Genomic DNA, 13,111 nt, shown 5'->3' with positions numbered 1-13,111 from the left:
ATGTCCTGGACGCCCAGGACATCCAGGACATCCAGGACAGTGAAGGGGACGGCGATGGGGACGGCCGGGTCCCCGCGCAGCGAGCACGTTCTGGCAGTGATCAGCCGCCGCAGGTTCCGCATGGTGCGCGGCACCTCAGGCCGTCTTCATCCCGGCCGCCCGGTGGGCAGCTGCCGCTCCGAGCCGCCTCCTGCGGTAGAGGCTGTCCAGGACGAGGGCGTCGAGGGTGTCGCGATAGGCACGCTCGGCCTCCGGATCCGTCCTCTCACGGGCGTTGTACTCGCAGGCCACCCAGCGGGAGACGACGAGTTCCTCCGACAGGTACCCCTCGGTCACCGTGCCCACCTCCATTCCGTCACGCCCTGCGGATTCCCAGCAGCTGTAAAGTGCTCCGTTCGCGTTGACCACCGCACCGCCGCGCCCGCCCACCTCCCCACAGGCCATGCACGCAGCCGTGCTGGGTACCGGCACCGCGAACCCCGCGTCGACAGCGTGCTCGTACAGTGCACCGACGCGCCGGGCCAGGGCCGGTGAGTGTGCCATCGCGTCGGCGTAGCCGAGGCCGGGGTCATTGACGAGCGCGAAGGACAAGGCGCACTTCACGGGATCCAGCCGGGCGCGGAGGCGGTCGATCAGCGCGTCCGCGCCGACGATCGACTCCGCCGTCAGATTGACCCGCAGCTGCCAGGCGATCTCGGTGTGCTCGGAGACGGCCTGCAGGTTGCGCATGATCCTGTCGAAGGTGCCGTGTCCGCCGATGGTGATCCGTGAACGGTCGTGCGTGCCGGCGTCACCGTCGAACGTGACCTGCACAGACCGCAGACCGGCCTCTTCGAGCCGGCGCATGTCCGCCACGGTGAAGAGCGTGCCGTTGGAAATCATGGAGGCGGTGACGGGACCGAGGCGTTGCGCTCCTGTGAGCAACCGCAGGCACAGGTCCATGTGCAGGGTCGGCTCGCCACCGAAGAGCATCACGTCCAGTTCCTGCGCTGCGTAATGCTGCATTTGCCGCTGGACGAAGGAGAGGATGTCACCGATACGGGCATCGTCCAGGGTCGTACCGGCGATCCGTACGGGAATTCCCTTGACACCCGCCAGCGGTATCTCCGTGTTCTGGAAGCAATAGGAACACGCGAGATTGCACTTGGTGGTGATCAGTACGGTCACGTGGTAGACGCCTGAGTCGCGGTCCCGGCCAATTCCGGAATTCAGCAGCAGTTCGCGGGCCTCCTCGACGAGGGCGCCGTCTGCGTCCACCGCCGTGCTGGGGAGCCTGGCGACGCTGTGGCTGCCCACAGCCCAGTAACAGCCCTCCCCTTTGATAATGCGCATGGATAATTCCTCCTTACCCGGGAAACATGCCCGAGCGCATTGCCGAATTGCCGCACTGATCGGCTCGGTGCCCTTCCGTTGACGTACGGGTGGGCTGGCGGCAGTGGTTGTCCGCCAGCCCAGTGAGACAGGTGCACACCTCGGGCGGGGCGGCTGCTAACGGCCCCCGTAACCCAGCCCGCACACCACCGCACCTGCTTCGGACGCGCGCTCGAAGACTTCGATCTGCATGTTGTTCCCTCCCTCCGAGACAGAAGTCCGGCGTCTGCTCCTGCTAAAGCCCCCCGTAACCTGCCCCGCACACCACCGCACCCGCTTCGGACGCGCGCTCAAATACCTCGATCTGCATGCTGTTCCCTCCCTCCGGCAATCGATGAATCTCGAACGTACGCACCTTCGATACTTCGACCAGAGAACGTCGCGTGCACATGACTGGGCAGCGACGGGATCAGGGAAGCCGCTCACTGAGCCGCCTTCCTACGCTCACGATGCGCGCGTGAAAAGCCCCGCTCCAAGTTCTTTTCCGCTCACCGGAACACAAGCCCCTGGCCGTCCGATTCGCCGGTGAGGCGGCGGACCATCGGGGCGATCATCGCGAGTCGGAACTTCGCGGAAACCGCTTGGCGGCAGTCCGTCAGATGCGCGAGTTGCGCAGCGACTGCCGCACAGCGCCGGCCAGCGCCCGCGCCGCCCGCGGGACCGACAGATGCTCGTGCTCGCGGTACAGGGACCAGTTGTGCTGCACGAGCGAGAGCTTGTTGGAGGACAGCGATCCTGCCTGGTGGGCCCTGTACACCGCGAGCGGCTCGGCCAGGCCCCGGGCGTCAGCGCCGTCCCGCATGATCGACAGCCAGAGGGCGTAGTCCTGGCGCTTGCGCATCTCCGGCATCAGCCTCGTGCCCAGGACAGTGCGGTCGTACATGGCGGTGAGAGCGCCGATGTGGTCCTGGACCAGCATCGCGCGGTAGTCCACGTGCTCCCGCGCACGGATCACCCGCCCGTTCGGGACCCAGTCGGTGCTTTCGCCGTCGTAGTCGGCGTTCATCTTGAAGTACGAGGTGTACGTCAAGGGTGCAGAGCCCTCCTTGGCGAAGGCGAGCTGCTTCTCGGTCTTCTCCGGGAGCCACATGTCATCGCTGTCGAGAAAGGCGATGTAGTCCCCGCGGGCCCGCTCCATCGCGAGGTTGCGGGCCCGGCCCGCACCGCCCTGTTCGGGTGCCGACTCCGGCAGGACGCGCTCGTCCTGCTCGGCGAACTCGCGGAGCAGGTCCATGGAGCCGTCGGAGGACTGGTCGTCGGTGACCAGCAGCTCCAGATCACTGTGGGTCTGCGTGAGCACCGACCGGACGGCTGCGCCGAGGGTCGCCTGCGAGTTGTACACGGGCATGACGACAGACACCAGGGGCACAGCGCTTCTCCTTGCCGGACCAGGAACGACGGTCCATTCAAGCACCGCAATCGAGGAGGAACTGCCATGCGGACAGCCGTCGCCGGTCAGGGCTGCACGCTGCCTCCCCAGACCGGTCCCTTGCCCCGGCAGCCGCCCGCGGGAATCGGTGCACAACACGGCGCTCGGCCGGATGGTCCGCAGCGGCCCGGGGCCCTCCTGCGACGGGGTTTCCCGGCGCCGGGTTCGCCCGTTGGAAGGACGTGTACGCCAGCTGCACCGTGTGAGCCTGCGTTCCGGGTGGGGCCGTACGCGTGGGCAGGAAGCGCCTGCGCATCTGGGCGACCCCGCACGGGAACCACGTCGCACGGGGTCGCCTTCTCAGCGGTACTCGGGGTTCTCGAAGTCGAAGCGGCAGCCCGCCTCCCACTCGGAACGTTGGTTGCCGTAGGCCGGAATACCGCCCGCGTCCTTGAGGAGGCGCGCCAGGTGGAGGAGGTTCCACGTCATGAAGGTGGTGTTGCGGTTGGTGAAGTCGTTGTCCGGGCCGCCTGATCCGGGGTCGAGGTAGTTCGGCCCCGGTCCGGCCTCGCCGATCCACCCGGCGTCGGCCTGCGGCGGGATCGTATAGCCGAGGTGCTGAAGGCTGTAGAGGATGTTCATGGCGCAGTGCTTGATGCCGTCCTCGTTCCCCGTGATGAGACAGCCGCCCACGCCGCCGTAGTACGCATACTGACCGCGGTCGTTGAGTACGCCCGAAACTCCGTAGAGGCGCTCGATGACGTGCTTCATGACCGAGCTGTTGTCACCGAGCCAGATGGGGCCCGCGAGTACCAGGATGTCGGCGGCCGCGACCCGCTCGTAGAGGGCCGGCCACTCGTCCGTGGCCGCTCCGTACTCGCGCATGTCGGGGCGTACCCCCACCGCGATGTCATGATCGACGGCGCGGAACTCATCCACCTGGACCCCGTGCTTGGCCATGATCGACTTGCTGATGTCAACCAGTCCCTGTGTGTTGCTGACGTCCGGGGAGCGTTTGAGAGTGCAGTTGATGAACAGGGCTCGGAGGTCGTCGTAGCGAGCGGGGGGAACACCGTGTTCAGCGGACATGTGGCCTCCTTGGCGTGGGAGATCGCTCGACGAACGGACGGTGCTCGCCGACTGTGACGTACCTACGCATCTTCTTCCGCGCACGGGCGTCGTGCACCGGGACGGACGTCAGGATGCGGATTCCGGGTGGAGGTCCGAATGCGGGAGAGGCGGGCGGTGCCGCTGATCCGGTTGAGCTTCCGGGAGAACCTCAGACCGTGCCTCGTGCACGGCGGTGGCGGAGAGCAGGCCGTCAGGGCCTTGCGTACAACGTGGCGGGAAGCTCGGAGCGAGTCGGCCTGGTCGGGATCGGTGGCGTACTGGAACGGGCCGTAGAGGTCGTTGGATGCGGCGAAGAACAGTTCCCCGGTGACCGTGTGGAGGGCGCTGCCGCCGTCGGGGGCGAGGTGCGGGATGCGGGGTGCGGAGGGGCGAGGTGCGGGGTGACTGCGGCGAGGTGGGCGGCGCGCTTGGCGAAGATGACCATGTCGGTGAGGGAGCCGACGACGCCGATGGAGAGGTTGTCGGTGGAGAGGTTGTCGGTGGCGACCACGCAGATCGCGGTGGCGTAGCGGGCGGTGCGGGTCGGGTGGCCGAGCTGCGCCGTGACGTCGGCCGCGGTGCTTCCCGGGTCGGTGGCGATGCGCGACCCGCTGGCTGGGGAGCGGGGGAACGAGGCCCAGTTCGAACAGGGAGCTCCTCGAAGAGGACGAGTTCGAGGAGGACCGCGACCAGGCCTTCGGCCACTACGAGCAAGAAGGCGAGCAGGTCGTTCCCTGGCCGGGCGATGGAGTTCAGCGATCTGATCGCCGTCGGCCAGGGCTTCATCGCCGGGGCCGCCAGGCTCGTGCATCACGTCTGCTTCCACGCAGGCCTCCATGAGCCCCCGGACCCACTGCCCTCCCGCATCTTTTTGTTCAGCGGCACAAGAACGGGCTGCTGAACATCCGTCACACCGTTGAAATCACTGGTGCAAGCCCCGGAACCGCTGTCGCCGGAACTGGGTCGCGGAGTGCGCCGATTGCCGGCGCACGGATGAGGAGCTTCGAGTCCTCGTCCGCCCGGCCTCCCGGGAAAGCCAGTCAGAACACAGACAGCGGGCCGGGAGTACACCCACACACCCAAGGAGGATGCTCGGCCATGAATACACGTAGGAAGATCGCCCTCGCGGCGACCACAGCCGTCCTCGGCGCAGGACTCGCCGTGCCGCCCACAGCCGGCGCGCTCACCGGCTCCCAGCCCACCCGGACCTCCCCGACGGCGACGGTGCAGGCGCTTGTCGCCGATGCCGGGAAGGCTGCCGTGATCGCGGAGGCGCCCCAGGGCTCTGGGGCTGTCGAGGCAGCGCCTGCCCGCACCAAGGTCAAGTTCCCCTACGGCAGGTACGGGGCCGTCGTCGGCTACAAGGCCAAGGGCACCGCGACTGCCAAGGTGAGGTACCCCAACGGCCGCAACGAATGGTTCGTCGTCGCCACCAACCAGAGGATCTACCACGCGTGGTCGGGCGTCACGAAGTGGTACGAGATGCCCAACGGTGGCAGGGCCAAGATCGTTCGCGGCTACCCCAAGGTCAAGATGATCGGCTACTACAAGCCTCGCGTGGCCGTCATCGGCACCAACGGCAAGGCGTACTGCTCCCACTGGACCGACACCAAGTGGACGACTTGGTACCGGTGCAAGCCCTGACTGCAAAAGCACCATCATCGGGCCGGTGCCAGTAGCTGAGCGACAGCTCGCCGGACCTGGCGCTGCTCCCCCGCACCTCCGTCTGTGCCCCGGCCCTCACCACGGACCGGGGCACAGGCACATCACGATGCCGACGCCCCGGGCGAGGCAGTGGCTCGGCGGGCACTTCCGCCCACCGGCCCCGTACGGCCCAGGCATCCCTCTTCAGCAGACGTCGCGGTACTCCATGCCGGGCAGGTACGTCGCCCAGTCGGCCCGGGAGAGGCCGGATCCGGCCCTGCGGCATACCTGAACGGCCAGGGACGCCGGGTCGATGTCGTGCTTCTGGAGGGGCACGTGCCATCCGGCGGCGTACAGGTTCCGACCGTCGGCACTGAACGCCAGCGAGGTGATCACGTCACCTGCCCCGGGCAGCGCGGAGCCGAGCAGTTGGCTTGAGGCCACGTCCCAGACGTGGACCGTGCCGTTGTCACCGGCGACCGCGAGCAAACGACTGTCGGCGGAGAAGGCCAGAGCGGACAGGATCTCGGGCCGACCGCTCTTGGTACCCGAGTAGATCCCCGGCAGCGCCCCGACCTGCTTGCGCACCTCCCCGTCCCACAGGGTGAGGCCACCCGCCTCGTCCCCCACGGCCAGGTACGTCCCGTCGGGGCTGAAGGCCAGCGCCCCGATCGTGTCGGAGGTCAGGACTCGCCGTGTCACCTTTCCCGAGGGCAGGTCCACCACATCACCGCCGTCGGACACCAGCTTCTTCCCGTCGTCGCGGGCCACGAACCGGCTGCTGGAGTGTGACAGCAGCGTCTTCGTCCGCTTCCCCTGTGCGATGTCCCAGAATTCGAGCGAGTGCTCCATGGAGGTGCGGAACACGATCAGGGTGTTGCCGTCAGGGCCGAACGCCATACCTTTCAGCCCCGCGCCGGGTACGTCGACGTGTGTACGGACGCGCCCCGTCGGGACGTCCCCCACAGTGATCCGTACAGGCGACGGGTCATCCGGTGCCCAGTTGCCCCAGCCGCGAGCATGGGCGACAAGGCGACCGTCCGCACTGAACGCCACATGATCGAAACACTCCTCGGATCTCTTCGGGCAAGGCTTGCCGAGCCCTGTACCGCGGGTTCGGCCGGTGCGCGTCTCGACCAGGTCCAGGCTCGGGGAGCCGCGCTCGCGGACGGCCGCCAGCACCTCGCCGTCCGCACTCAACGTGCCTGCGGCCAACGGGTGTTGCTGCCACCGCTTGTCCGTCGCCCGTCCCAGCCCGAGCGTCCGGACGGCACTTCCCCCTGCGTTGACGAACCGGAGCGTGGCGTTCTCCACATCGATGGCCAGCTGGCCGGGCCACTCGTTGACCAGCGGGTAGCGGAACACCGGGGTGTCCGGTGCGGAAAGGCGCCACACGAGGATCTCGCTCTCCACCGTGGCAGCGACGAACGCACCGTCCGCGCTCATGTACATGGTCGCGATCTCGGTGGCCCCGATCCGGGCGTGCTCCTTGCCGGAGGCCACGTCCCACACCTGGAGGCCCGTGCCGGTCGCCAGGACCAGCCTGCGGCCGTCCGGAGTGAACCGGACCTGCCCGTCACCGCAAGTGACCTTGGTCTTCGAGGTGATCCGCCGCTTCTTACGGATGTCCCACACCTCCAGCGGGCGCTGCTCCCGGCACACCGCAAGCCGGCCGTCGTCCGGGCTCATCGCCATACTCGATACGGGTGCCCGGCCGCCGGGGTCGGTGAGGCGCAGGAGCGTACGGCGGCTGGTGACGTCCCAGATCTCCGTCAGCCCGTCGAGCGGGCGCTCCAAGTTGTCCTCGTCGACGCTTTCGGTATCCTGCCCGTCGATGGCCAGAAGACGCCCGGAGGAGCTGAACGTCCAGCTCGACGGCGTCACTTCGGGCAAGGTGCCCAGGGCACGCCCGGCACGGACGTCCCACAGGCGGACCCCGTCCTCGACACTCATGGCGAGAGTGCGGCCGTCACTGCTGAACAGCACCTGCCCCAACGGTTTCTGGTCTCCGACACCGCGGTACGTGGCGATCTGGCGGCCGGTCGGCAAGTCCCACACCCGGATGCGGTCGTTGCCGACGGAGACGAGTCGGCGGCCGTTGTCGATCAGATGGTGGTTCCTCTCCTCAGTGTCGATCCCAGGGATACGGAACGTGCCCTGCTCCTTCTGTGTCATGGCGCCCATGAGGGCGGAACGTGTCTCGGTGGTGTCCGCGAGCTTCCAGGACGCGAGGCTCAGCCGCATCGCCGTGATCGGATCGGAGGAACGCATACCGGTGGCGACCGCGGCGATGCGCCGCGCTTCCGCCTCCTGGCGCTGCCGGTCGCTGGTGCGGCTCTGCTGCCAGGCGATCCCTCCGGCCACCAGGGCCAGGACGACCAATCCGGTCAGAGTGACGAGCAGCCACTGCCGTCTGTGCTGTTCGCGGGCACGGGCGGCCCGGCCGGCGGACACGAAAGAGCGTTCCAGGGAGGTGAGTTGGCCCGGCTCGTCCAGGAGTTCCTCGGCGGCGGCCAGCCGGACGCCGCGGTAGAGGGCACCCGAGTCCTGAGAGAGTGCGTCCCAGGTGCGGGCCGCTTCGGTCAGGAGGCGCTGGGTGCGCAGTCGGTCGCGTTCCTCGTCGATCCAGGCGTGCAGCCGGGGCCACGCGGTGATCAGTGCTTCGTGCGCGAGGTCGACGATGCCGGAGTCCAGGGTGATCAGCCGGGCGGCTGCCAGTGCCGTCAGTACGCGGCTGATGTCGTCGGGGTCCGCGAAGTCCAGCTCCCCGCTGTCGATGGGGCGCCGGGTGTCCTGGGTGCCGTCACCCGGGGTGATCAGCCGGAGCAGGACGCGTCGCGCGTGGCCGGCCTCTTGCGGGGTGAGCCGTGTGTACAACTGCTCGGCGGACTGCGCGATGGCGCCCCGGATACCTCCTGCGGCCCCGTACGCCTCAAGTGTGAGCGTACGACCGCGGCGCCGGTGCCAGGTCTCCAGCAGGGCGTGGGAGAGCAGAGGCAGTCCACCCGGCTCCGCGCTCACCTCCTCGACGAGGCGAGCGGTCAGCGCCCGCTCCACGATCAGCCCCGCTGCGGCAGCCGGTTTGATGATCGCTTCGCGCAGTTCGGCCGACGTCATCGGACTGACGGGCAGGCTCGCTTCGCGGACGACCGAGGCCAGGCCCTCGTGTTCCAGGCACCGGCCGTAGAAGTCCGCGCGTACGCCCACGACGACACGCAGCCGGCTCTCCGGGGCCTGCGCGGACAGCAGGGTGGCGATGAACTCGGCACGCTCGTCGAGGTCGTGGCAGAGGGTGAAGAGCTCTTCGAACTGATCCACGATCAGCCAGGTGTCCCCGTCGGCTTCTGCCGGAGTCAGTACCCGCGAATGGATGCGCAGGGGATGCGCGCCCGGTGTGAGGATCCGCAGAGCTGCCGGACACAACCGCTGGTCAGTGGGGTCGGCCAGGCGGGGAATGAGACCCGCGCGCAGCAGGGAGGACTTGCCGCTGCCGGACGGGCCGAAGAGCATGGTGAACCGGTGACGGCCCACCAGCTCCACCAGCTCGGCGGTGATGTGATCGCGGCCGAAGAAGAGCTTCTCATCGCCGGGTTCGAAGCGGGACAAGCCACGGTACGGCGAAGAAGCGTCGTCTTCCGCGGCAGCGGGCATGTGGTCTGCTTCCTGCTGTGCCGCAGTACACCAACGCTGCTCCCACTCTTCGGCGTCGCCGCCACAGGCCTGTGCGTAGGCCATGGCCACCGGCAGGGACGGGAGCCTCGCCCCGGCGGCCGCCTGGGACAGCGCGGTCACCGAGTAGCCGACACCCTTCGCCATCTGCCGGTACGGCAGACCCCCGGCCTCCTGACGAAGTTTCCGCAACTCGGACGCGAACTGCTGGACCGGCCCCGCAGCCGGATCAACAGCCTTCTCCTGACGCCCCATCCCGGTCCCCCCGACCATCCGGATGATCAACTGCCGTCAGGCTACGAGCCCCCCAACGACCACGACAAGCAACGCTCCAGCCATCCGGGAGGCGCTCTCCACGTCCCGGGAGCGTGAGGATCAATGCTGGACGCCGGCGCGGATCGCCGAGGTGATCCGTCGCCGGTTCGGCGTCATCCGGGATGAGTCCGGCCAGGGACTGAGGCCGCCCAAGGGCCGGACTGGGGTCCGGCGCGGGCACACACCGGTGGTGGCGGCGACCGCGGCCGACACCGAGCGGATCTCGCTGGCCGCGCTGATCTGCACCGCACCCCGTCGTCGGCCGCGCGATGCGACAACTGATCGCTGCCCGCGAGTGGCTGACTGTCTGTCAACTCCCGCCACATGCCCCCGAACTCAACCCGGTTGAGGCCGTCTGGTCCCCACCTCGAACGATCCTTGGCCAACCTCGCCAGGCACGGCATCAGCCCGCTGACCAACCCACCGCCCTTGAGGATCTCTAGATGGTGAAGTCCTTGGGTGCGTTCTCGCCGACGCGGCCGTCCACCGCCTCGCGGAGAACGTCGGCGTGGCCTGTGTGTCGTGCGTACTCCTCGATCATGTCCAAGAGCATGTCGCGAACGCTGGGTGTGCGACCTTCCGGCCAGGTGAACGACGCCGGTCCGTCGAGTCCGCGCTCCTTGATGACCTCGGCCACGAGTTCCCGCGACCGTTCGACCGCGGCGCGCCACACTGCATGGACGTCTTCCGGAGAGTCCAGCGCCCCGGTCCGCCACTCCCAGTCGGGGCCGGCGTCGAAGTCCACAGCGTCCCACGGGGCCCCGTACTCGCGGCCGGCCAGCTTCACGGCCAGCCAGTCCGCTTCGACCAGAGCCATGTGCTTGACGAGGCCACCGAGCGTCATCGAACTGGCGGCCGTGGTCGCCCGCAGCCCGGCCTCATCGAGCCCGGACGTCTTCCAGGCAAAGGTCCGTCGGTTGCGCTCAAGCACCGAACTCAGGGACTCCGCCTCAGAAGTGGTCGCGGACGGGGGTGACTGGGGAGTTGATTCGCTCATGATCGGGAGCTTAACCAGCCGCTCTGACATCGTTCCAGGAACAAGATCACCCCGCCCTCACCGAGGGCTTCCTCGCCAGGACCGGCTTCGACTGCGTACCGCCATAACCCCAGCCATTGAGGAGTGGGCGGTGCCGGCGCCGCTTGTGCCGCCACCGGAAGAGGGCGGGCGACCGCCGAAGCACCCACGCCGGGAGATCATTGACGCCCTGGCGTACTGGGTACGGGCCGACTGTTCCTGGCGGCTGCTGCCGCACGGCTTCCCGCCCCACCACCTCTTTGCCGAAGTGGACGATTCTGCCGAAGTGCACGATGTCGTCCAGTCCGGCGAGCGACAGCCGCCGCGGCATGAACCGGCTGACCGTGTGGGTCTGTTCGGACGGCTCAAGGCCTACGGGCGGGACGTCCTCCCGCATCAGCAACCGTATCTTCCCGGTCAGCGCTCCCGTGCCGGACCCGGGGTCACCGGCGGTGGCCACCAGGATCCGCCAGAGGTGCGCGGGCAGGCAGTCGTGCAGAGCCCGGCTGCCGACCGCGTGCTTCTCATCTGCTCGGGCTGCGGCATCACAGGATGCCCCGGAAATATGAGGTGTGCTGCCCCCCGCGTCTCATACCATCGGCCACCACCGCCCCGTCGAGCATCACCAAGGACTCTGTGAATCTCTCCGACCTTCGCGCCAAGGCCCCCTCGCTCGCCGCCGGCATGGCCGCCGCCGATCACAGCCCGGACAGCCAGCTGTCCCAGACCCGCCACCGCGCCGCGCTCGTGGCGGGCTGGGACATCGCGCCAGGTTCAACCGTCCTCGAACTGGGCTGCGGCCAGGGCGACATGACCGCCGTCCTGGCAGAGGCGGTTGGGCCCGAAGGGCGCGTGGTGGCCGTCGACGTGGCCGAGCCCTCCTACGGGGCGCCGGTGACGCTCGGGGAATCGGAAGCCCGGCTCGCGGCGGGCCCCCTCGGGCCGCGCATCGACTTCCGCTTCGGCACCGACGTCCTCGACCCATCAGTGGACTTCCCCGAAAGGGCGTTTGACCACGTGGTGCTCGCACACTGTTCCTGGTATTTCGCATCGCTTGGACAACTTCGAGACACACTGGCCCGGGTACGGCCGTGGGCGCGGCAACTGTGGTTCACCGAGTGGGACTTGACGCCTGCCTCTGGTGACCAGCTGGCGCACCTTCTCGCCGTGCTGATCCAGGGGCAGATCGAGGCCGCAGGGTCGCATGGTCAGGGCAACGTCCGCACGCCCTTCTCCCGTGAGGGGATGCTGCGTCTCCTGCCCGAGGCCGGCTGGACGGCCGACGGCAGCGGGTCGGTCGATACCGAAGAGCTTCAGGACGGTGACTGGGAAATCGCTGCTTGCCTCAACCTGGCCGTAACAGAGGAGCGTCTGGCCACACTGCCCGAGGCGGTACGACAACTCGTCCTGAGCCAGGTCGACGTTCTTCGGGCCATCGCCAAGCCGCGCGACAACCGCGCGCTCGCCGCGTATTCGGTCACCGCGCACTGACAGTCGTCCCATCGGCCGGCCGGTCAGAGTCCAGTGAGATCGGCCGCCTCCAGGCCGGGGATATGGGGCTTAGAGGTTGCACGGACAGGCACGGTGGAGGACCTCTGCTGTGGAACAGGCTCAGGTCACAGCGATCCGCGGCCGACGCGAACGTCCGGGCCGCCGGTCGTGATCCTTCGGTCCCGCGTCGGCTCACTTCGGCAGATCGGCGGCCAGGAAGGGAGCAAGGAGCGCGAACAGTGCGTCGGGGCGGTCGAGGGGGATGATGTGGCCGCAGTCCTGGAGGTGGTGTCCGACCAGGTCATCGGCGATGGGACGGAGTTGGCGCTCAAGTCCGGTGCCGACGGGGTGAGAGCCGACGGCCATGGTGGGCATGGTCAGCCGGGTCGTCGCGGCGGCGTCCTGGAGCTGCTGTGCGCTGGTGGGCAGGGCCCGGTAGTAGGAGAACGCGCAGCGCAGGGCCTCGCTCCCGGTGTACGCGTGGACGAAGGCCGCGCGGATGTCGTCGGGTACTCCTCGCCCGAGCGTCCCCGAGTCGAGGAAGAAGTCGATGTACGGGGCCTCGTTGCCGGCCAGGACGGTCTCGGCGAGGCCGGGGACGGCGTGGAAGCCGAACCACCACGGGGCGCCGCCCGCGACGAGGTGTTCTGCTCCGGGCAGGCGGCCGAGCAGTGCTTCCATCACGACCAGGCGCCGGACGCGGCCGGGCCGGCGCAGCGCGAGCAGGACGGCGGGTGCAGTGCCCGCGTCGATGCCGACCACCGCTGCGGAGGGCTCGTCGAGTGCGTCGAGCAGCCCTTCGGCGTCGGCGGCAAGGGTGCCTGCGTCGTACCCCTCGACGGCACGCGCACTGGCACCGAAGCCTCGCAGGTCCGGGGCGATGACCCGGTACTGCCCGGCCAGTTGCCCCATGATGCCGCTCCAGAGTCGCCAGGTGTGCGGGAAGCCGTGCAGCAGGAGAACCGCAGGTCCTTCCCCGGCGATTGCGACGTTGAGCTGGACCCCGTTCGTCGCGATGCGGCGCAGTTGGTGTGCGGTGGTGGCGGGCATGACGGCTCCTCCAACTGGTTACCATCGGTGACCACCAAACGATAGGTAACTGCCCGGCCGCTTCCTAGACGGCACTT

The 13,111-nt window shown here is 68.5% G+C and carries 9 protein-coding genes and 1 pseudogene; 4 read left to right on the top strand and 6 right to left on the bottom strand.

The genetic code is table 11. The annotated features are described in order from the left end of the window. Positions 1–135: 135 nt before the first annotated feature. The 3 genes from ACH4SP_RS11365 to ACH4SP_RS11355 form a co-directional block, all read right to left on the bottom strand. Positions 136–1,332 (bottom strand): radical SAM protein, encoded by a 1,197-nt coding sequence (locus ACH4SP_RS11365; protein ID WP_398413097.1) that lies wholly within the window; start codon positions 1,330–1,332, stop codon positions 136–138. A 634-nt stretch (positions 1,333–1,966) separates the two neighbouring features. After that, positions 1,967–2,740 carry a glycosyltransferase family 2 protein gene (locus tag ACH4SP_RS11360; protein WP_398413094.1) on the bottom strand — a complete coding sequence of 258 codons (774 nt, stop codon included), beginning with the start codon at positions 2,738–2,740 and terminating at the stop codon, positions 1,967–1,969. A gap of 360 nt (positions 2,741–3,100) precedes the next feature. After that, positions 3,101–3,829 carry a flavodoxin family protein gene (locus ACH4SP_RS11355; RefSeq protein WP_398413092.1) on the bottom strand — a complete coding sequence of 243 codons (729 nt, stop codon included), beginning with the start codon at positions 3,827–3,829 and terminating at the stop codon, positions 3,101–3,103. A 1,119-nt stretch (positions 3,830–4,948) separates the two neighbouring features. Between ACH4SP_RS11355 and ACH4SP_RS11350 the strand changes: the two genes are divergently transcribed. After that, entirely contained in the window at positions 4,949–5,494 is a 546-nt protein-coding gene (locus ACH4SP_RS11350) for a hypothetical protein (protein WP_398413090.1), read from the top strand. 204 nt (positions 5,495–5,698) lie between these two features. Here the strand turns inward: ACH4SP_RS11350 and ACH4SP_RS11345 are convergent, their stop codons facing one another. After that, positions 5,699–9,418, bottom strand: a complete 3,720-nt coding sequence (locus ACH4SP_RS11345) for a helix-turn-helix domain-containing protein (RefSeq protein ID WP_398413088.1) — start codon at positions 9,416–9,418, stop codon at positions 5,699–5,701. 329 nt (positions 9,419–9,747) lie between these two features. Between ACH4SP_RS11345 and ACH4SP_RS11340 the strand changes: the two genes are divergently transcribed. Beyond that, positions 9,748–9,921, top strand: coding sequence for a transposase (locus tag ACH4SP_RS11340; RefSeq protein WP_398413085.1), 174 nt, complete (start codon positions 9,748–9,750; stop codon positions 9,919–9,921). Here ACH4SP_RS11340 and ACH4SP_RS11335 read toward each other — a convergent pair. Next, entirely contained in the window at positions 9,918–10,475 is a 558-nt protein-coding gene (locus tag ACH4SP_RS11335; protein WP_398413082.1) for a DinB family protein, read from the bottom strand. The genes ACH4SP_RS11340 and ACH4SP_RS11335 overlap by 4 nt on opposite strands. 91 nt (positions 10,476–10,566) lie before the next feature. Between ACH4SP_RS11335 and ACH4SP_RS11330 the strand changes: the two are divergent. Together ACH4SP_RS11330 and ACH4SP_RS11325 are read left to right on the top strand one after the other, a co-directional pair. Further along, a pseudogene (locus tag ACH4SP_RS11330) lies at positions 10,567–10,743 on the top strand (transposase); the annotation flags it as partial. A gap of 386 nt (positions 10,744–11,129) precedes the next feature. Then, complete coding sequence (locus tag ACH4SP_RS11325) at positions 11,130–11,984, top strand: methyltransferase domain-containing protein (protein ID WP_398413080.1); 855 nt, start codon at positions 11,130–11,132, stop codon at positions 11,982–11,984. Between the two features lie 192 nt (positions 11,985–12,176). On the opposite strand, the gene ACH4SP_RS11320 is transcribed toward ACH4SP_RS11325, so the two are convergent. Further along, a complete protein-coding gene (locus tag ACH4SP_RS11320) occupies positions 12,177–13,034 on the bottom strand; it encodes an alpha/beta fold hydrolase (protein ID WP_398413077.1) in 858 nt (285 codons plus the stop codon). Positions 13,035–13,111 lie beyond the last annotated feature (77 nt).

This window comes from Streptomyces sp. NPDC021093, assembly GCF_044333135.1.
GTDB lineage: Bacteria > Actinomycetota > Actinomycetes > Streptomycetales > Streptomycetaceae > Streptomyces.
This window is presented reverse-complemented; position numbering and strand designations above follow the sequence as displayed.